Here is an 18149-nt window from a genome sequence, read left to right as displayed (position 1 = left end):
AGCGAGAGCATTCTATCCCGAACGGAAAATGGTATCGGGCGTGGCAGTTGAGTTTTTTACGATGAAGCACGGATTTTCTCTTGATAAGTGAGATCGTGTCTACATAAATTGCCTGAACAATTCATTAACATACCCGCTGTGCAATAAAGGAGTAGCGCATGACGAAAAACCTCTTTCGCCAATCTTTTCTTTTTGACAGTCTGAACTTAGAACAAGACATGCCAGCTGGTGAAATCACTGTTGCAAATGGTACTGTGTTCAAACTTCACCAACGTGGAGTTCTGGAAGTCATCCCGTCAACGTTAAATGAAGACAGTAAACACATCATTTTTTCCTGTGGTGTTCATGGTAACGAAACCGCTCCCATGGAGTTGGTGGATAAAATCATTTCTGATATCCAGTCAGGCTTTCAGCCTGTCACGGAGCGTTTGCTGTTTATTATTGCTCATCCTGAGTCAACGAACGCTCATACTCGTTTTCTAGAAATGAACCTCAACCGTTTGTTTGATGAAAAAGAATATGAACCTACGAAAGAGCTGGTCATTGCGCGAAACCTTAAACGTATTGTGGCAGAATTCTATGAAGGTACGCCTTCAGATAAGCGCTGGCATCTAGATCTGCATTGTGCAATCCGCTTATCTAAACACTACACATTTGTTGTGAGCCCGAAGACACGCCATCCTGTTCGAAGCAAAGCTCTCATGGAGTTTGTTGCGAGCGGTCATATTGATGCAGTGATGTTTTCCAATGCGCCTTCCAGCACATTCAGCTGGTTCAGTGCCGAAAACTTTGCCGCACAGGCATTGACGGTGGAATTAGGGCGAGTTGCACGTATCGGGGAGAATGATCTCGATAAACTGGTCGCTTTTGATTTGGCGATGAGAGATCTCCTCTCATCCAGCGAAGCAGAACACCTACCGCGTGTGCCCGTTATGTATCGTGTTAGCCGTACTATCGTTCGTCTGCACGATGACTTTGACTTCATGTTTGATGATGACGTAGAAAACTTTACGGCATTTAAGCATGGCGAAGTGTTTGGTCATGATGGTGATAAACCGCTGATGGCAAAAAATGAGGGGGAAGCGATCGTATTCCCTAACAGGCATGTAGCGATAGGGCAAAGAGCTGCGCTAATGGTTTGCCCAGTGAAAACGCGTTATGAAGAAGATCAACTTGTCTATGATTAAAGCGTTTGCAGTCTAAACTCATCAGACAAGCTTTCTATTTTAATGGCTTAACGGTATCGTTAAGCCATTATTTTTATCATACCTAGAATCACTTGCTGTATGAAGTTAAGCGAAGTCCTATGGAACTGAGTCAATTATTAAGTCGCAGACATCAACGCTGGAAGCGTTGTCTTATGGTGATCTTTGCTGCGCTTGTTCTTTTCTCCATGGCGCACCTTATGGTTGGTGAAATGTTCATTTCGCCTTTCTCAGAATTGACCCATTTGCAGCAACAATTGATCACTCAACTTCGGTTGCCGAGGCTACTTGCCGCGATTGCTATTGGGGCGTCACTGGCTGTATCGGGTGCCGTTTTGCAGGTGCTTTTGGGCAATGTTCTTGCAGAGCCAGGCGTTCTTGGTATTTCAGGTGGGGCGAGCGTAATGATGGTCATCCTCCTGTTTTTTCTTCCTGCCTTGGCAACCCCAGTTGGTTTTATGGTGGCTGCGGTGATAGGTGCATTGCTGTTCACTCTACTGCTTGTGTCTATGGCTAAGGTGATGCGGCTGACTACGGCAAGGCTACTTTTGGTTGGTGTTGCATTGGGTATTTTGACGGGTGCTGTTGTGACTTGGGCGTTCTATTTCAGTGATGACTTAAGCCTAAGGCAGCTTATGTATTGGTTGATGGGTAGTATTGGTGGGGCGAGTTGGTACCACCACACATTAACACTCACGTTGATCCCTGTTTTGGTGTGGTTGTGTTTAAAAGGACAGATACTGGACAAGCTAATGATGGGTGAACTGCATGCCAAGCAACTCGGCGTTGACGTGGAAGCGGTTCGCTGGAAGTTAATCTTAGCCGTTTCGATTCTTGTTGGTGGTTCAGTCGCACTCGGTGGTGTGATTGGGTTTATTGGTTTAATTGTTCCGCATTTGCTTAGACTCGCTTTGGGAAGTGAGAATCGCTATTTACTCCCTATCTCCGCATTGTCAGGTGCGTTGCTGCTTGTCTTTGCCGACATCATCGCCAGAATCGCGTTGGAATCTGCTGAGCTGCCACTTGGAGTCGTCACGACGACGATAGGCGCCCCTGTGTTTATATGGATGCTGGTAAAACATCATGATTCACGTTAATAGCCTATCGGTAGGCGCGCGTTTATTGCCGCTTTCATTCTCGGTCGAGAAAGGGCAGATACTTCACGTTGTCGGCCCAAATGGGAGTGGGAAGAGCACCTTATTGACGGCTCTTTCGGGGTTGTTAGAGTTTGAGGGGGAAGCAACGATTTTCGGTTTAAGCGTCCACTCTAGCTCTATTGAGAGCCTAGCCATGTATAGAGCTTTCTTAAGCCAAAATGATCGACCAGCTTTTAATCTTGAAGTGTCACAATACCTTTCTCTCTCATTGCCGAGTTCAGTTCTGAAAATGAATCAAGGGGTAGAGCAAGTGGTGAGTGAACTGGTCGAGCTGCTCGAACTCGAGGATAAGCTCCATCGCTCAATTCATCAATTATCTGGTGGTGAATGGCAACGTGTCCGTTTATGTGCCATTTGTCTTCAAATTTGGCCAGCATTGAACCCATACGCGAAACTCTTGGTTCTCGATGAACCTGCTGCGTCGTTGGATATTGGCCAAGAGGCGCTGTTATATCGGTTGATTCGAAAGGTGGCGGATATGGGGATCTGCGTTGTGATGTCCAATCATGATTTGAATCGGACACTGAAGCATGCCGATCAAGCTTTATTGCTTGATAAAGGAGTGATGCAACATGTCGGCCCCGTCTCTCAAGTATTTGAGCCAAGTAAGTTATCGAAAGTGTTCAACACTCAAGTTCACCGGACAGAGTTCAATGGGGAGCCCGTATTAGTCTTTGACTGATAGACAGCCCTACCATTTCTAATACTCAAATTAGTGCAGTCTGCACTGAATGTGTTCATACTCATCTGATTTTAGCGAAGCAAAAATCTTATTAACCTTAAATATCAATTGGTTAGATTTGTTTCGTAGGGTGGCATGAGTTTGGCATTAATAAGAATGATACATTCTCGTTCTTGTTAGGCTTAGTCAATTTGAAGGGAAACCAGAAAGCTGACAACAAATAAGCCATTTTTATGATTATGGCAGCTTCCGCCACCTAAGGTTTCCGAAGGTGGCGGCTTTTTATCTAGGGGTTATACGGTGAGGGGAGCAAGGTCTGCTGGGCGGTAATAAACAGATTTTAACACCTTACCTTGGCGAATTGTTTTGCCCTCAGAGACGAAGTCTTCAGCACATTTGGCAATAATGTAATCACCTTTCTGTACCGCTTTCAACTTGATGCCTTGCTCTGCATAATGGGCTTCGGTTTCTGCGTATTCTTGCTCATTTCGACAGACTTTACTCATGTTGCTTGAGTGGACTTCATCCCAACAAGGAATAAAGTCAATACCACGATTAACCGCAACATTGAGTAGCAAGTCAATCAGGTAACTGATGGCTAGGTTGGACTCTACTTTATTATCCCCTAGATGAACTAGGCGGCCCATTAAGACATATACACTGTCAATGATAGCGTCAGCTTGTTCCGTTTTATTGTCAGCTTCAGCTAACTCAGTGAGCTCTTCTACCGCTAAAGAGGTATGCAGGGTGTCTGCTTTCTCGTCTAAGCTTTCAGGAGAGGCAACAGGTAAGTCGAAAGTAGTACGAAACTCGGTAATGTCGCGGTAAAGATGGTCAAAGATATCTTGAGTAAGTTTGGATAGGTGCATTCACTTAACCTGCAATTGCTAATTATCGCGTCATACTAACAAAGCCTTATGAAACGTGCCATTGCAGCACGAAAATAAATGGGGCAAGGCCAAAATATTCAGAGTTTCACGTCCACGGCCATTGATGTTGTTGTGAAGGTAAGTCTATCTTACATAAAAGGAAATTGATTTGGAAAGCATATGGTTGTAGCGAGTGAAAGTGAAAAGGTGATACGACGTCTTTACCAGATCACCAATGATTATCAGAAAGGATTTGATATCCAGATTACCCAGCTGATCATGATGGGATTGGAGCGCTTTAATCTTGATATTGGTATCTTATCTCGTATAGATGACGACCAATATACCGTGTTATATTGCGTTACATCCGAAGGTGTTGAGTTAAACCCTGGGGATACTTTTAATTATGAGTCTACGTATTGTCAAATTACCTGCAGCGCGTCTGGTCCTGTCTCTATTGAGCATATGGGAGAAAACGATAAGTACGCTAAACACCCAGCTTATGAGGCTTTTGGCTTAGAGTCTTACATCGGCGTACCAATTTTTATTGATGACGAGATTTTTGGGACGCTCAACTTTTCTTCCGCCTCTCCCTACCCAAGAAAATTCAAAGATATCGATATTGATGCGCTTAAACTCATGGCTTCATGGATTGAGGTCGAGTTAATTCGTCGTAATCAGGAAGAACGTCTACAAAAGATGAACAGCCAATTAGAATATCAGGCTTATCATGATGTTTTGACTGGTGTCGCAAATCGTCGCTGTATGTTCAAAACGATACATTTGGACATTGAACGTATGAAACATGCTGGTGGTAAAGGAGCTTTGGCGGTCATTGACATCGATAACTTCAAGAAAGTCAACGATACTTATGGTCATCAAATTGGTGATGACGTTCTAAAGAAAACGGCACAAAAACTTCAGTCCAGCTTGTCTGACAGAGACTTTATTGCTCGTTTAGGTGGAGAGGAGTTTGTTGTTTGGTCCCCAGAGCGCAATACTGAAGAACGAAAGCAGTTCATCAATAAGCTTCATCAATCGGTTACCGAAGTGGTGCTGGATAATAAACCAATAACGGTTTCCATTGGCGTTTGTGAGTTTGACTTCTCCCTTGAATCAAACTCTGATTGTAAAAAGAGTACTCTCGATCAAATCATTCTTGTGGCTGATGAGGCGCTGTATACCGCTAAGAACCAAGGACGCAATTGCGTTGTGATACGTTCGCTATCTTCTTTGTCAATGAATCGTTGAAATGAGTGGAGGTTAGACTCCACTCAAACTGGTGCGTTATTTAAATAAGTACGGAAAAAGTTTGATCAATTCTGCCTGAGTAAGAGACTCGACTCGCGCAATGTTGTTGTCAGGAATAGATTCGGGGTCAGGGTAGTGCTTCAATACTCTTTCCATGCTCGCCTCGCGGATGAGATGAAAAACTGGATAAGGAGAACGGTTGGTTAGGTTCTCTGCATCTTCAGGCTCAGCACCCCCAAAGCAATAATCGGGATGGAATGTCGCTAATTGGTAGACACCTTCCCAATCTTGCTGGCGAATTAAGGCTTCTACCCAGTCAATAAATAGATTGTAATCGAAGAAGTCTTCCAGCATGTTTGGTACCACCACTAGAGTGGTTTCCAATTCTTCGGCGGGCTTGGTTTCGAGTTCCATTAATTGAGTGAGTATGTCTTCTAACAGTGTTTCTTCTTGCGTAGCTTCACTCACAAAGATTTTAATCTGTTTATTGCGTTGTGGTTTGGCAGCAAATGGGCATAGGTTTAGGCCGATTACGACATCATTGAGCCATTGATTGACTTGCTCTGCGATGGCTTGTGTTGAGCTTGAAGTGGTCATCTTGCTTCCGGTTTATTATTTGGAAGCAAGAATAGCAGATTCAGTTTACGGCAGTAAGTAGCTAAGAAGGCTATTAAGAAGTTGTTGTAGCCTTTAACTCATGAGACGTTTCAGTTTGTGTCTTGTTGTCTTTAAGTACCGGCTCAATACTGATTGAGTTTAACTTGTAGCAAAGGGTGAAAATTGTCAGATATAGAGTCATTCCCCCACCAATCACATAGGCCCATCCACCATGCTGCCAGCAGTAAATTAAGAAGAATCCTCCTAAACTACCGCCTACGTAATAGTGCACGAGGTATAATGCGGTTGCTGTTGCTTTGGCACTGGTGGCTTTTTGGCTGACCCAAGCGTAAGCCAAAGTATGAGTGAAGAAAGCCCCAAAGCTTATTAGGGCTAAGCCTAGAATCATAAATGGAATACGGTCAATGTAGGCGACCAACATTCCTAGTAGGCTGATCATGGTGCCGCAAACCATACCGGATATGGGTTGATGGTTGCGGTTCCATACAGAAGTCAGCTTAGAACTTAGTGTACCGGGTAAGTAGCAAAGGAAAATCAACGATGCTAACCCTATCGGTAAAGAGTGGGGAGCCGAAACGAGTCGGAACCCCATGACCGAATACAAGTTTACGAATAGAGCGAAATTCACTCCGCCAATCAGCATTGCGAGCCAAATAGTCTGGTTCTTGAGATGCTTGATGAGTGATCGGTTGTGATACCTCAGCATACCTTTTTGAGGCACAAAATGTTTCTGCTTTGGCAACATCACACAAACGGCTAGGGCACCAATGAAAGTCAATATCGCCATGACAATAACCGCCTGTTGCCAGCCAAGTGCGTCGGTAAGCGTCCCTCCGACAATACGCCCGGTGATCCCGCCGAGTGAGTTAGCGGCAATGTAGCCACCAATAGCTTGCCCAAAAGCTTTTGGCGAGAGTTCTTCGACCATGTAAGCGACAGCAACGGAAGCAAATGCAGCGATCGCAATGCCCATTAAAGCGCGCATAGCCACCAAACTGATCAATGATGGAAAGAGCAGCATACAAAGACCAATCACTGGCATTGTAAGAAGTCCTGCTAGCATGACGCGTTTACGTCCAGTTGCTTCAGAGGCAACAGCCCAAGGAACCAAGCTGAATGAAAGTGCGAGTGTTGTTGCAGCAAATAGCCAGTTAACCTGAGTTTCGGACACTGAAAAGTGCACAGCCATATAGGGAAGCATTGGCTGGAACAAGTATAAGTTACAGAAAATAATGAAGGATCCCAATGCGAGGCTCAAAGTGACGCGTCGGTAATCTTGAGTGCCTAATTCGATCATTGAAGGTGTGCCTTAGAAATTCAATCGGTTAATGTGATCAAAATATCAGCGAGATGAAGATTAATAAAATATATTAAAAATATGGATGCTATATATAAAATATATGAAGAAACATGGACTCTCGACACCTGAAACATTTCGTCTCTGTTGCAGAGCATGGCCACTTCACCATGGCTGCAAAAGCACTGCATATTGCGCAACCCGCATTAAGCATTTCAATAAAAAAATTTGAACAGCAACTTGGTGTTGAATTGTTCCGTAGAGAAGAACGACAAATAACGTTAACTGATGAAGGCAAGGTGCTGTATGAACATGCCAAGCGAGTGCTGCAACAAATCGATGACGCCAAATTAGCCATCGACGAAATGCGAGGTTTAGAGAAAGGGGAAGTCAGGTTGGGAGCACCAAGCATGATGGGATCCTATTTCTTTCCGCAGGTTTTGATGGCATTCAAGACACATTATCCCAATCTCAAATTAACCCTTATTGATGCGGGCGCTCGTTCAATCAGAAAGATGCTCTTGAATGGAGAGCTCGATATTGGTGTCATTGATGATGAAAATGTACCTGATGATCTGGAAACGGACCATTTGCTGAATGTTGAAATGGTTGCAGTCGTTGGCCCCGAACACCCACTTGCTGAAAAGAAAAGTATTAGTTTCACCGAGTTCTTTGAACATGAACTGGTGATGTTTAAGCCCGGGTATTTCCACCGTGACTTCGTGGAAAGCAAAGCGCGTCAGTATGAAAAGAAGATGAATTTTTCTTTTGAAACCAATTTGCTACCAATGATATTAAGCATTGTGAAGCATGAGTTTGCTATTACTGCTTTACTTAAGCTGGTCACGGAGCATGAGAAAGATGTGGTTGCTGTGCCTTTTGATGATCCCGTCAACTTACGCTTATCTCTCGCATGGCGAAAAGATGGTTATCTATCCATCGCCGATCGGACATTCATTGAATTTGTTAAGCAGTATGTGTAGCTCATGTAGCTCACACTTTCCCCTAAGTTGGTCGCAACATTGTTTCGATTAGAGTAGTTTGATTGGATACAAAGTTCAGGGAAGGAATGCAGTGAAATGCAATTGAAAATTGAAGATCTGATGGTTGAAATTGGCGCGAGTAAGTTGGAAATTACGCGATGGGATATTGAGCAAGACCAATCATGGGGCGTGTTTAGTACAGAAGGCGATATTGGTTCTACTCTGGGCTATTTGCTTTGTGGGGAGTTGGAGGGAGTCGAGGGAGGTTTCGCTATATCTGAAGGTCGAGTCGCTCAGGTCTCTCTTGTCGAGCAACAGCGGTTGCTAGAAGATGAGCTCGCGAAAGACGATACCGACTTTCTAGATCGAATAGATAATGGGAGCACTGTTCAGACTCTGATCTATGAACAGTGTAAAGATGAAGCGCTAACTCAACGACTGCTTAAAGATTTAGATCTTAAACACCTCAGTGATAGTGGTTTTCGTGTTCTCTCCACAGGGGAAACACGGCGAGTTATGTTAGCACGAACGCTGGCAACCAAGCCGGATTTGATTGTTCTTGATAATCCATTTACAGGTCTCGATGTCACTCACCGTTCAGCGCTTGCGGAGTATCTAGCGGCACTGTCGAAATCACTTCAGATGATCATCACATTTAACCGAGAGGAAGATGTGCCTAGCTGGATTGAGCAAGTTGCGTTGTTTAATCAGGGAAAACTCGAGAGTGTCATGAACATCAAATCTTGGCATCAACACCCGGTCATCAATCAAATCAAAGCCCAATCCAAACAGCAGAGTGAACAGATGATGTCTCTTATTCGTCGTCATCAGCACACCACAGAATTTAACAATCCGATATTTGAACTTAAAGAGGGTAAGGTCGAATACACAGAGAAAACAATTTTCTCTGGTGTAAATTGGAGAATCGACAAAGGTCAGCACTGGCAGGTTAAAGGCCCTAATGGTTGTGGGAAAAGTACGTTACTTGGATTGATTTTTGGTGATCATCCGCAGTGCTATTCTAACGATATTCATATCTTGGGGAATAAACGTGGTTCAGGTGAATCTATTTGGGATATTAAAAAACACATTGGGATGGTGTCGTCTGCATTACATCTGCAATATCGTGTCAGTTGCAGCGCACTAGAAGTTATCCTTTCTGGCTTTTATGACTCTATTGGTCTCTATCAATCGCCTTCCAAAAAGGAAGTCCAAGTCGCTCAAGAGTGGCTGGAAATACTGCACATGTCAGAGTACGAAAAAACCTCTTTTAAGCAACTTGAGTACGGTCAACAGCGTCTGTTATTGATTGCCAGAGCGATAATAAAACAACCAGCAATTCTAATCCTAGATGAACCTTATCAGGGGCTTGACTACTTAGGCAGGAGACTGGTTAAAAATACGCTCGAGCTGATTGCTAAGGAAAACTTGAGCCAGCTTCTTTACGTTTCTCACTATCAAAATGACAAGCTAGAAAGTATCCATAATGAACTCGAGTTTTGCTTCGATCAAACTCATGCATGCTACAAGACTATCATTCACCAATCGCTGTAATGAGAGAGGTGATATTCTCTGGTTGATGGCCTAAACAGCGGGTGCCCTCAATTTTTGTTTTTTAAAGTCAATAAATTACTGGAAAAAACGTCATGCTTTCCTAGGCTAATTATAGAAATAAAGGATAACGACTAACTTGGTGATCTATATGGCTAGGAAATTTTTGATTGGAGTGATGCTACTATTCAGCGGTTTGGTTCATGCGACTAAACCCGATGTGCTAAGAGTGTATTTGGATGCCGATAGAACTGGGCATCTAGAGTCGGCACTTTCCATTGAGCATGGGGTTAAGGTGGCTTTCGCTCAACAAGGAAATCAAATTTCGGGCATTCCGGTTGAGTTTGTAACGACCGATCACCGAGGAAACGTACTGCGTAGTAAGAGAAATATGGATCGTTTCCTAAAAGATAATAATGGATTGGTTTATTTTGCTGGAATGCATTCGCCGCCTTTAATGAAATATCGAGAATACATCAATAAATCCAAGATGCTGACGCTAGTACCATGGGCAGCCGGTACGCCAATAACCCGTTACCCTTCAGCGGAAGATAACTATGTATTTCGCCTTTCTGTCGATGACTCTAAGGTTGGGAAAATATTGGTTAACTATGCATTAGAGCAGCAATGTAAACAACCTCACTTGGTGTTAGAAAATACAGGGTGGGGGAAATCCAATCACAAAGCCATGATGTCTGCGTTACCTAAAGACCTCACCGAGCAGGTTAAAACAAGCTGGTTTAATTGGGGGATTAAGAATGTTGATGCGCGGATTTTGATTCGTGAAGCCCAATCCAGTGGTGCGGACTGTGTATTACTGGTAGCGAATAGCCGTGAAGGCAAATTGATTGTGGAAAGTGTGGCAGATATTGATATAGAAATGCCGATATACAGTCATTGGGGAATTACGGGAGGGAAGTTTGCACAAAATGTCCCTTTCCCTATCCGCGAGAAAGCTAATCTTCACTTCATCCAATCGTGTTTCAACTTTTATAGCTCTGAGTTAAATACTTTTAGCAAAAATGTGTTTAGAGACGCCAAAAAACTATTCCCAGCGTACTTTGAAGACACCAATATTGAGGCTCCAGCCGGGTTTGTTCATGGTTACGATCTGGCAAAAATATTCATTGAAGCAGCCAGTCGAATAGAGTTAACGGACAATGTGGAATCTAATCGTATCGCACTAAAAAATGCTTTGGAATCGAGCAATATCATTGTGCAAGGGCTAATTAAAGAATATCAATCACCATTTTCTCCCTTCTCTGAAGAAAATTTTGATGCCCATGAAGCATTAGGTGCTGATGATTTTTGTATGGCGACTTACGATGATAAAAACGCTGTAAAACTGAAATCTAAATCCATTTAAGTACAGGTAACGCAGGTCTATGTTGAAGTTTGATAAGAAAAATGGAATGCATTTGTTTTCGTTGTTTCTCATCGTTGGGGCCTGCGTATTCATGCTTGCAAGTTTTGCTTTTGTTCAACATCAAGCCAGAGAGACGGCACAAATCCTTATTAACGAGAGTCTAAAAGGAAAATTCGTTGCCATTGAGAGATATGTATTCGAGTTTCTGAAGCTGCATGAGCAAAGGCTTGGACGTGTCACTTCTCACCCTGTTGTCACACGAGCGGTATTAGAAGGGGTGGATAATCGCAGCGCATTTAAAGATCAACTTGATGTAATTAAGTCATCTGGCTCGACTGCCTACGTCAATATATATGATTTTTCAGGAGGGGAAATTTATCAAGAAATAGCCCTTCCAGATACGGTACTAACCTTCATTACAACTGGTGTAGAAAATGAGTCATTAATGGATGAACAGTCATACTCACTGTTTAAATATGGTGGAAGAGACTATCTTCTGCTTACTTCTCCAATCTTATATAACGAATACGCAGAAGGCCTAGGTACCTATGTCACACCACTGGATGAGAGCCAGTTTTTCGAGAGCTTAGGCACAGATAGTTTGCATTGGTTTGGTATTGCTCAAAATCGACTGAATTGGGAGATGAGTCCACCCAATAATTGGAAGGTTGATACCTTTCCTATCGAAGGAACTGAGCTGACTTTAATGTATTCGGTATCACCACAGTTGGTGGTGAACGCCAGATCCAATTTAATGGAAAGCTTATTTATTGGCATGCTCACTGCCACTGGGATGACGCTGATTGTTATGTTTATCTTTGGGCGTAGAGTTCTGGTCTCGCCATTTCTAAAATTGGCAGAGTCAGAGCAGCGTTTATATAAGCAGTCAGAATCTTTGAAAATACGAGAGGCAGAATCGGCTCGATTAGCACGCGTGGTTAAGCATATGCGTGATGCCGTGGTGTTCACTGACCTAAATGCCAAAGTGACATGGGTTAATGGAGCTTTTGAACAGCTGACGGGTTATTCGTTATCTGAACTAGTGGGTAAAAAGCCTAGCCAACTGCTTCAAGGAGCGGATACAGATAGACAAACCACAAAGAAAATGCGTGATTTCATCGACCGCAGAGAACCGGGTTTCTTTGAGCTGCTGAATTATAACAAAGACGGAGAGTCATACTGGATTGAAATTGCACTGACTCCTTTATATTCCACAGATGGGCAGATTGAGGGCTTTATGGCTGTCGAGCGCGATATTACCCAGCGTGTTGAGCTTGAAGAGTCTCTAAAAATAAAAGCTGTAGAAGCAGAAGCGGCGAACATAGCTAAATCTCAATTTTTAGCCGCGATGAGCCATGAACTAAGAACGCCGATGAATGGTATTCTTGGTGTCGGGGATTTACTTAAAAACACAAACCTTAGCCAAGAGCAGCAAGAGTACGTGGACACTTTAGTGAGCTCTGGGAAACACATGTTAAATGTGCTGAATGATATTCTTGATTTCTCAAAAATCGAAGCGGGAAAACTCGAACTTGAAAAAACAGAGTTTTCTCTACAGGACGTGGCGACAAGGCTGACTCGGCTTTATGAACCTCTGTGTGCTGACAAACACCTAGAGTTCAAATGTACCTACCCTCAATCATCTGATAAAGCACTAATCGCGGATGAAACGCGTATACTGCAAATCTTACAAAACTTGCTCAGTAATGCCTTAAAGTTCACTTCGGAAGGTGGGATTAGCCTAACTTTAGATGTGGTGAAGCAAAGTCAGAAAACAGAGCTTCATATGGTGGTTGCTGATACAGGTATTGGGATAAGTTCGGAAAAGCAATCAGTGATTTTTGACCCTTTTGCTCAAGCGGAAAACGATACCACGCGTCGATTTGGTGGAACGGGCTTAGGTTTGTCTATTACACGTGATTTGGTCAAAGCAATGAAGGGGACGATTGACTTAAATAGTACCGTCGAAGAGGGTAGCCAGTTTACGGTGATCGTTCCTATTGAATTGAAAACTGTACAAGTTCGTCAGACTCATGAGAAGCAGGAACAGCTCCCAGAGTTTGACGGATCAGGCCTGAGTGTTCTTATTGCGGAAGACACGAGAGTCAACGCCTTGGTTTTAGGTAAATTCCTTAAAAACAAAGGGTTTGAATATGAAGTGGTTGAGAATGGTGAATTGGCTGTGGAAAGAGTGCAAAGTCAACATTTCGATTGTGTCTTAATGGATAACCATATGCCAGTGATGGATGGGTTGAAGGCAACCAAAGCGATTGTTGAACTAGGCTTAACGTCCCCTCCAGTGATCATTGGTTGTACTGCTGACGCATTTGAACAAACAAGAGAGCGAATGATCTCTGCAGGCTGTGCAGATGTCATTACCAAACCTATCAGTTCAGACAAACTGGATGAAGTATTTCACGCAACGCTTAAAACTTTGGAAGAAAAAGCGATGCGCGAAGCATGATTGATCACTTTGAGTTGTACATCTTTTCGAAATTTTTCGGGTTCCAGCCAATCATATAGCGATCACCAATTTTGAGTACGGGCAAAGAACGAGCGCCGATCGCATCAAGCTCTTTGCGACCGCGTTGCATTTTGGCGTTAGTTAACCTGTAGGCATACCCTTTTTCATCTAAGTATCGCTGGGCATCTTTACAGTGCGGGCATTTATCCTTCACATATAAGACAAGTCTTTTCATCGTAAATTCCTAATCTTGCTTTGCAGCAGAGTGTAATGAAAAGACAGTGAATGGCAAGTGTGATTCGGGTAGACTGGCACACCTTGATCTTTGCACTGATATTTACGCTATGAATCCAGTTCTTCGTTACATCCAAGGTTATCCAGAACATATTATTAATCCAGTGACAGAATTGTTGGAAACAGGACGGTTGCAGAAATGGTTTAAGCGTCGTTATCCGGAAAATCACGAGATTAAAAGCGAGAAAGCGCTTTTTGAGTACACAATGGCGATAAAAAATCGCTATATGAAAAAAACATCGCCCATCAGTAAGGTGGTATACGACAATAAGATTCACCTTATCAACAATGCGTTAGGGCTACATACTTACGTCGCTAAAGTGCACGGCGGTAAAATTAAATCCAAAAATGAAATCCGCATCGCCAGTGTGTTTAGAAATGCCCCTGAATCTTTGCTGAGAATGCTTGTGGTTCATGAGCTTGCACACCTGAAAGAAAAAGACCATAACAAAGCGTTTTACCAACTTTGCTGCCATATGGAACCTGACTATCACCAACTTGAGCTCGATGCTCGATTATTTATGATATATACCGAAACGGTAGAGAAAACGAATAAGTAAACTGATTTATGATTGAGCAGAACAAGCGAACAAGCCCGAAATACACAGGCAAGCCGTCAGGAGAAATGAAAGTCACGGTTTTAAAAGGAAAAGCGGGGTTACACCAGCGTAATCTGCATCGAGGTCGCTACGATTTTTCTCAATTAGTGAAAGTGACCCCAGAGTTGAAAAGGCATGTTGTTAAAAATCCGAAAGGTGAGGCGTCCATTAACTTCTCTGATCCTGTTGCCGTCAAATTACTCAACAAAGCCTTACTGGCTCATCATTACGGCATTGTCTTTTGGGATATTCCCGAGGGTTATCTGTGTCCGCCAATTCCCGGTCGTGCCGACTATATCCACCGCTTAGCCGAGTTGCTAGTGCAAGATAACAAGCAGATAAACCACGAAAAAGTCAGGGCACTGGATGTCGGAGTAGGGGCGAATTGTATTTATCCTATCATCGCAGCAACGCAGTACCGATGGCAGTGTGTAGGCTCTGATATTGATCCGGTGTCTATTGAGAACGCCAATCAGATTGTTGAAAGTAATGCTGAACTCAAACCACTAATAGAGTGCCGTTTGCAAACACAAAGACGGTATTTCTTTAAAGGTATCATTCAAAGCGATGAGTATTTTGAGTTAACAACTTGTAACCCGCCATTTCACAGATCCTTACAGGAAGCGCAACAAGGTACGGAACGTAAAATTAACAACCTCAACCGCAGTAAACAGCAACGTGGCTTATACAGAGAAAAAGAGAAATACAAAGCATCACCTATACTTAACTTTGGTGGCCAAAATGCGGAACTTTGGTGCCCTGGAGGTGAAGCGGCCTTTATCAAGAACCTTGCGTTTGAAAGCCGTGACTTTGCGAAACAAGTCTTGTGGTTTTCTACTTTGATTTCCAAAAAAGAGAACGTACGTTGGATGCGCAAGAACCTCGCTAAAGTTGGTGCGAAAGAGGTACAAATAGTTGAAATGAGTCAAGGGCACAAAGTGAGCCGGTTTATGGCATGGACGTTTCAAACGCCAGCTGAAAGGCAAGGCTGGTATAGCTCAAAACAGTAACCAAAGGAGGGCATATGGATATCGAAATTTATATGCCTTGTGAGCCTGAATGGTTTTGCGATGGTTTACTTATTCTCTTTGCCTTCCTGTTTATTGTTGGGCTTTTGGGCTTTGTATTTATCGTTTATAGAGAGTACCTCAAAATCCAGCGAGCTTCTCGGATAAAACGCCGGCGTAGTACCCCTTTATCACACCGAAAGAAACGCTAAGTATGCTTCAATACTATGGTCTGGGGCTGATTGTTTTTTGGCTCTGCTCTAACTTCATGAGCAAGCGGAGCGAAACATCTCGTACGCCAAATTCTTGGTGAAACGAGCTGATACGCTGTCGGGCAATGGCCAGTTTTCCATGCTCAATTTCAAGCTTGGCCAAGTTTAGTATTGATTGTGCTCGTTTGGGATCGTGTGCTATCGCTCTTTTGAAGTATGTCATTGCTTGTATGGTTTGTTCAGCCTTAAGCGCACAAAAAGCGGCACTTTCGTAGCTCGCTGCGACATTGAGGTAATCAGGCTGTTGAATAGCCTTGTCAAACATAGTCTGCGCTGCGTTATAGCGGGATTGTTTGCAAAGAAAACTACCGTAGTCATGCAGTATCTGCCCATTACTAGGTTGGCTACGAATGGCTTTCTGGTACATCTCATTCGCTCGTTCGTACTCAGACACATGATCCAAATAATGAGCCATAGCCAGTTGCGCGCGGAAATAGCTCGGTGAATGTACAAGAGCCTTATGTAGATTCTCTCGTGCTTTGACCCGCTCCCCACGTTGTAAATAACTTATCCCCAATGCGATTCGAGCATCCGCTTGATGGTTTTTCGCTGAGGTCGATAAAGGGTTTTTGACGGTGACACAAGCTGATAGTAATAGGCTGGCGAAAAGAAATAGAAAGCGCATAGTATGGCAAAGAGAAGGACCTTCTTTTGAATGTATTACGTTATTTGTCCGGTCTCATCAAAATAGGCGTAATCATGCGGCCGATTTAGCAAGAACGGCTGAAAATAAAGGGAACAGAGTGTGAAAAAACAAGTCATCGGTGCAGCGGCCTTAAGCTTTTTAGTCGGGCTGTCTATTAAATCATCTATCGCATCTGAGTTAGACATGAGCACTCAGTATGCGGACAGTGGTGTGGCGTATGTTAAGCAGGGTAACCAAGCTAGTCACTATAGGCTGATTTTTATTCATGGATCCCCCGGGAATAAAGAAGGCTATGAAGCTTACTTGAAAGACACTTGGTTATTAGCCAATGCTGAATTGGTTTCAATTGATCGTTTGGGGTACGGTCAGTCTCCTAACCAGCTTATTGCCAATTTAGACGGACAATCCCTATCCATTAAACCTTTTCTTGCTGAAGACAAAGTTAATATTCTGGTTGGTCATTCTCTAGGTGGGCCTATTGCACTAAATCTCGCACTGATGTTTCCGAATTTGGTTCACGGAATGGTATTGATTGCGCCAGCATTTGACCCAACACATGAAGCACCTAAGTGGTACAACAAGCTGGCAGATACGTGGCTGGTTAGTCTTTTTCTTACTGACATCTGGAGGAAGTCAAATGGAGAAATGTTGCCTCTTGCTGGAGAGCTTGAAAAGCTCAGTGCTAAGGATTGGAGTCCATTGGATTCAGTGCCCGTGACTTTGATTCACGGTGATGAAGATAATATCGCAGCGCCTGAGAATTCGACTTTTGCTATTGAGCGCCTATCTGGAAAAGATAAGAGGTTGGTGGAAGTTAAGGGTGGGGGGCATTTTATCCTTTGGCAAAATACCCCTAAAGTTATCAACGAAATCAAACAACTAATCCACGCTTTAGGCCTTAATCATCCTTTGTGAAATTGGCTTCACTAAATTGATCTAAGTCGTAAGGAGTTTGTTGGTATACGCAGTAGTTGAGCCAGTTCGAAAATAGCAAATGACCGTGACTGCGCCAGCTTGCGATGGGTTTGTTATCTGGATTGTTGTTCGGATAGTAGTTCACAGGAATAGCGGGTTCCATTCCTTCGCCGAGATCACGGATATACTCATTGTGAAGCGTAAATGCATCATATTCAGGATGACCCGTCACGAAGACATTTCGCTTGTCTTTCGTCGCGGCTAAATACACTCCTGCGATATCAGAAGTCGCCAGCACATCCAAATCGGTATGCTCAGCGAGATACTCGGGTGAGAAGTCTGCGTATCGTGAGTGGGGAGCTAAGAAAGTATCATCAAAGCCACGCAATACAGGATGGTACGGTTGATGTATCTGATGGTGGTAGACACCAGAAAGTTTCTCTTTCCGAGTGCGCTTGGGTAGGTCATAAAGCAGTTTCAAACCTGCTTGAGCAGCCCAACACACGTATAATGTCGAGGTTACGTGCTCTTTCGCCCAACTCATGATGGCTTGTAAGTGCTCCCAATAGATTACGTCTTCGAATTGAACCAGTCCTAATGGGGCTCCTGTAATGATCAGACCATCGAAATTACGCCCTTTGACCATCTCAAACTGACGATAGAAGTTATCCAAGTGCTCCGTGGGTGTGTTCTTGCTTGGTCTATCATCGATACGTAGCAGCTCAATGTCTACTTGAAGCGGGCTATTAGAAAGTAAGCGAAGAAACTGAGTCTCAGTTTCTATCTTCTTCGGCATTAGGTTGAGGATCAATACTTTTAGGGGACGAATTTCCTGCGTAGACGCTCGAGATTCGGGCATTATGAAGATATTTTCCTGACGTAATACATCACTAGCAGGTAATTGGTCGGGGATCTTAATCGGCACAGCTTTCTCCCTAAGCTTTTTGGACGTCTATACATCCAAACTTAACTC

General features: G+C 43.4%; 18 protein-coding genes. 12 read left to right on the top strand and 6 right to left on the bottom strand.

Features of this window, described 5'->3' with window-relative positions; all coding sequences use genetic code 11:
- Positions 1 to 158: 158 nt before the first annotated feature.
- From L1D23_RS12320 to btuD, 3 genes are all read left to right on the top strand, one after another.
- The gene (locus L1D23_RS12320) at positions 159 to 1187 is read left to right on the top strand and encodes a succinylglutamate desuccinylase (protein ID WP_239836506.1); all 1029 of its coding nucleotides are present in this window, start codon (positions 159 to 161) and stop codon (positions 1185 to 1187) included.
- A gap of 119 nt (positions 1188 to 1306) precedes the next feature.
- Positions 1307 to 2302 carry a vitamin B12 ABC transporter permease BtuC gene (gene btuC / locus L1D23_RS12315; RefSeq protein ID WP_239866642.1) on the top strand — a complete coding sequence of 332 codons (996 nt, stop codon included), beginning with the start codon at positions 1307 to 1309 and terminating at the stop codon, positions 2300 to 2302.
- Positions 2289 to 3044: a vitamin B12 ABC transporter ATP-binding protein BtuD gene (gene btuD / locus L1D23_RS12310; RefSeq protein ID WP_239866640.1), complete on the top strand. Its 756-nt coding sequence runs from the start codon at positions 2289 to 2291 to the stop codon at positions 3042 to 3044. Before btuC ends, btuD begins: the two co-directional genes overlap by 14 nt.
- Before the next feature lie 293 nt (positions 3045 to 3337).
- Here the strand turns inward: btuD and L1D23_RS12305 are convergent, their stop codons facing one another.
- Positions 3338 to 3913 (bottom strand): nucleoside triphosphate pyrophosphohydrolase family protein, encoded by a 576-nt coding sequence (locus L1D23_RS12305; protein WP_239836503.1) that lies wholly within the window; start codon positions 3911 to 3913, stop codon positions 3338 to 3340.
- Positions 3914 to 4093: 180 nt separating this feature from the next.
- On the opposite strand from L1D23_RS12305, the gene L1D23_RS12300 reads away from it, so the two are divergent.
- Positions 4094 to 5164 (top strand): diguanylate cyclase, encoded by a 1071-nt coding sequence (locus L1D23_RS12300; protein WP_239866638.1) that lies wholly within the window; start codon positions 4094 to 4096, stop codon positions 5162 to 5164.
- A gap of 36 nt (positions 5165 to 5200) precedes the next feature.
- On the opposite strand, the gene L1D23_RS12295 is transcribed toward L1D23_RS12300, so the two are convergent.
- Together L1D23_RS12295 and L1D23_RS12290 are read right to left on the bottom strand one after the other, a co-directional pair.
- Positions 5201 to 5761 (bottom strand): DUF1415 domain-containing protein, encoded by a 561-nt coding sequence (locus L1D23_RS12295; protein ID WP_239866637.1) that lies wholly within the window; start codon positions 5759 to 5761, stop codon positions 5201 to 5203.
- 73 nt (positions 5762 to 5834) lie between these two features.
- Positions 5835 to 7079, bottom strand: coding sequence for an MFS transporter (locus tag L1D23_RS12290; protein WP_239866635.1), 1245 nt, complete (start codon positions 7077 to 7079; stop codon positions 5835 to 5837).
- Between the two features lie 113 nt (positions 7080 to 7192).
- Here L1D23_RS12290 and L1D23_RS12285 point away from each other — a divergent pair, with 113 nt between their 5' ends.
- The 4 genes from L1D23_RS12285 to L1D23_RS12270 all read left to right on the top strand — a co-directional run bounded on the left by L1D23_RS12285 (position 7193) and on the right by L1D23_RS12270 (position 13443).
- Positions 7193 to 8062 carry a LysR family transcriptional regulator gene (locus tag L1D23_RS12285; protein WP_239836499.1) on the top strand — a complete coding sequence of 290 codons (870 nt, stop codon included), beginning with the start codon at positions 7193 to 7195 and terminating at the stop codon, positions 8060 to 8062.
- 96 nt (positions 8063 to 8158) lie between these two features.
- Positions 8159 to 9616 carry a molybdate ABC transporter ATP-binding protein ModF gene (modF, locus tag L1D23_RS12280; RefSeq protein WP_239866633.1) on the top strand — a complete coding sequence of 486 codons (1458 nt, stop codon included), beginning with the start codon at positions 8159 to 8161 and terminating at the stop codon, positions 9614 to 9616.
- A 148-nt stretch (positions 9617 to 9764) separates the two neighbouring features.
- Positions 9765 to 10979 carry an ABC transporter substrate-binding protein gene (locus L1D23_RS12275; RefSeq protein ID WP_239866631.1) on the top strand — a complete coding sequence of 405 codons (1215 nt, stop codon included), beginning with the start codon at positions 9765 to 9767 and terminating at the stop codon, positions 10977 to 10979.
- 19 nt (positions 10980 to 10998) lie between these two features.
- Positions 10999 to 13443, top strand: a complete 2445-nt coding sequence (locus tag L1D23_RS12270) for a PAS domain-containing hybrid sensor histidine kinase/response regulator (protein ID WP_239866629.1) — start codon at positions 10999 to 11001, stop codon at positions 13441 to 13443.
- 4 nt (positions 13444 to 13447) lie between these two features.
- Here L1D23_RS12270 and L1D23_RS12265 read toward each other — a convergent pair whose 3' ends face one another.
- Positions 13448 to 13678 (bottom strand): glutaredoxin family protein, encoded by a 231-nt coding sequence (locus L1D23_RS12265; RefSeq protein ID WP_006962058.1) that lies wholly within the window; start codon positions 13676 to 13678, stop codon positions 13448 to 13450.
- Positions 13679 to 13787: 109 nt separating this feature from the next.
- On the opposite strand from L1D23_RS12265, the gene L1D23_RS12260 reads away from it, so the two are divergent.
- The 3 genes from L1D23_RS12260 (at position 13788) to L1D23_RS12250 (ending at position 15555) form a co-directional block, all read left to right on the top strand.
- Positions 13788 to 14297 carry a M48 family metallopeptidase gene (locus L1D23_RS12260; RefSeq protein WP_239866627.1) on the top strand — a complete coding sequence of 170 codons (510 nt, stop codon included), beginning with the start codon at positions 13788 to 13790 and terminating at the stop codon, positions 14295 to 14297.
- Between the two features lie 65 nt (positions 14298 to 14362).
- Positions 14363 to 15346, top strand: a complete 984-nt coding sequence (rlmF, locus tag L1D23_RS12255; RefSeq protein ID WP_239866791.1) for a 23S rRNA (adenine(1618)-N(6))-methyltransferase RlmF — start codon at positions 14363 to 14365, stop codon at positions 15344 to 15346.
- 14 nt (positions 15347 to 15360) lie between these two features.
- Positions 15361 to 15555 carry a hypothetical protein gene (locus L1D23_RS12250; protein WP_239866626.1) on the top strand — a complete coding sequence of 65 codons (195 nt, stop codon included), beginning with the start codon at positions 15361 to 15363 and terminating at the stop codon, positions 15553 to 15555.
- Between the two features lie 13 nt (positions 15556 to 15568).
- On the opposite strand, the gene pilW is transcribed toward L1D23_RS12250, so the two are convergent.
- Positions 15569 to 16240 (bottom strand): type IV pilus biogenesis/stability protein PilW, encoded by a 672-nt coding sequence (gene pilW, locus L1D23_RS12245; RefSeq protein ID WP_239866624.1) that lies wholly within the window; start codon positions 16238 to 16240, stop codon positions 15569 to 15571.
- A 120-nt stretch (positions 16241 to 16360) separates the two neighbouring features.
- Here pilW and L1D23_RS12240 point away from each other — a divergent pair, with 120 nt between their 5' ends.
- Positions 16361 to 17176 carry an alpha/beta hydrolase gene (locus L1D23_RS12240; RefSeq protein ID WP_239866621.1) on the top strand — a complete coding sequence of 272 codons (816 nt, stop codon included), beginning with the start codon at positions 16361 to 16363 and terminating at the stop codon, positions 17174 to 17176.
- Here the strand turns inward: L1D23_RS12240 and metA are convergent.
- Positions 17160 to 18101 (bottom strand): homoserine O-succinyltransferase, encoded by a 942-nt coding sequence (metA, locus tag L1D23_RS12235; RefSeq protein WP_239836491.1) that lies wholly within the window; start codon positions 18099 to 18101, stop codon positions 17160 to 17162. The genes L1D23_RS12240 and metA overlap by 17 nt on opposite strands.
- Positions 18102 to 18149: the final 48 nt, after the last annotated feature.

The organism is Vibrio sp. Isolate24 (assembly GCF_022398215.1).
Lineage (GTDB): Bacteria > Pseudomonadota > Gammaproteobacteria > Enterobacterales > Vibrionaceae > Vibrio > Vibrio coralliilyticus_A.
Note: the sequence above shows the minus strand (reverse complement) of the source record. Positions and strands in the feature narration are given on the sequence as shown.